This is a genomic window from Pedobacter sp. HMWF019 (assembly GCF_003061025.1).
Taxonomy (GTDB): domain Bacteria; phylum Bacteroidota; class Bacteroidia; order Sphingobacteriales; family Sphingobacteriaceae; genus Pedobacter.
In genome coordinates this window covers 1-1,486 of record NZ_QAIL01000593.1, presented here as the reverse complement: position 1 = coordinate 1,486, position 1,486 = coordinate 1, and the positions used below count along the sequence as shown (strand labels likewise).

Below are 1,486 nucleotides of genomic sequence, written 5' to 3'. Positions count from 1 at the left end.
GAACAAAACCCAGCAGAACCACTCTGCGCTTGCCCTATTGTCATAGAAACTAAACAAATCATGATGATAAACAAGATTTTAACATCCAGAAGATGGAAGAAGAACACAACAGTCAGGAAGGCCTAATCAACCAGTGCAGTAAAACACATTTGGTTTCTTTTCCGGAGTTTAAAGAAAGTTATGATACAGAGTATTCAAATTATGTACTCGACGACAGCTTGATCCAGGCTTTACAGCTACCGCTTTCCACAAAGACCATTACAACCGTTTTAGGCACCTGGTGTGGTGACAGTAAATTATACGTTCCCCATTTCCTCAAGGTATTGGATGCGGCTGGTTTCAAAGAAGAAAACCTCCGTTTGATTGGTGTTAACCAATCAAAAAAGGCGGCCCAGGGACTCATCGACCACTTAAATATTGATCGTGTGCCCACCTTTATTATTTTCCAGGATGGAAAAGAAATAGGAAGAATTGTGGAACAACCCAATGAAACCTTTGAAAAAGATATATTGAACATTTTAACAAAATAAATAATGTCTGCAGCTTTAGAACCAGGATGGCTAAATGTATTGAGCCAGGAATTTGAGAAGGATTACATGAAGTCTTTAAAACTGTTCTTACAGGAAGAAAAACAAAAAGGAAATACCGTATTTCCAAAGGGACCGGATATTTTTAACGCCTTTAACCATACCCCGTTTGACAAGGTTAAAGTGGTGATCCTTGGCCAGGATCCTTATCACGGACAAGGCCAGGCGCATGGCTTGTCATTTTCTGTGCAAAAAGGAATGACCATCCCCCCCTCTCTTAAAAACATTTATAAGGAACTGCAAACAGATATTGAAGGTTTCGTTCCGCCAAATCATGGAAACCTAACCGAATGGGCAGACAGAGGCGTGCTTCTACTCAACGCAACGCTTACCGTAAGAGCACATGAAGCTGGTTCCCACCAGGGAAAAGGCTGGGAAATATTTACAGACAAAGTGATCAGCGAATTATCGGAGAAGAAACAGGGTGTGATTTTTTTACTTTGGGGAAGATATGCCCAGAATAAATCAATACTTATTGATGAATCCAGGCATACCTTATTTAAAGCCGCCCATCCCTCTCCATTTTCAGCTTACAATGGATTTTTTGGTTGCAGACATTTCTCCAAAACCAATACCAAACTGATTGAACAGGGAGAAATGCCGATAGACTGGCAGATAACGACTTAGTATTCCAGAGGAACGATTGGTTCCTTTTTGGTTGTGGACATGATCATCATGGTCTGAAAGGTTTTCACCACAGAGATCTTGCTGATCTTGTCCATAATCAGGCGTTCATAAGCCTTAATATCGTTTACATATACTTTTAAAAGGAAGTCTGCCTGTCCGGTAACATGATGACATTCAGTAATTTCTTTGATTTGGTTAACTTCATCCAAAAAGATTTGAATGGTGTTGTTTTTATGAAAATCCAACTGAACCTGGATAAAGGTCTTAATACC

General features: G+C 39.9%; 3 protein-coding genes. 2 read left to right on the top strand and 1 reads right to left on the bottom strand.

What is annotated here, in order from left to right; translation table 11 throughout:
* The first annotated feature begins 92 nt into the window (after positions 1 to 92).
* Positions 93 to 530 carry a thioredoxin family protein gene (locus DBR11_RS28320; RefSeq protein WP_108555886.1) on the top strand — a complete coding sequence of 146 codons (438 nt, stop codon included), beginning with the start codon at positions 93 to 95 and terminating at the stop codon, positions 528 to 530.
* A 3-nt stretch (positions 531 to 533) separates the two neighbouring features.
* Positions 534 to 1,214, top strand: coding sequence for a uracil-DNA glycosylase (gene ung, locus DBR11_RS28315; RefSeq protein WP_108555885.1), 681 nt, complete (start codon positions 534 to 536; stop codon positions 1,212 to 1,214).
* Here the strand turns inward: ung and DBR11_RS28310 are convergent.
* The coding region (locus DBR11_RS28310) for an Lrp/AsnC ligand binding domain-containing protein (RefSeq protein ID WP_146186704.1) at positions 1,211 to 1,486 on the bottom strand (276 nt) is incomplete at its 5' end. The genes ung and DBR11_RS28310 overlap by 4 nt on opposite strands.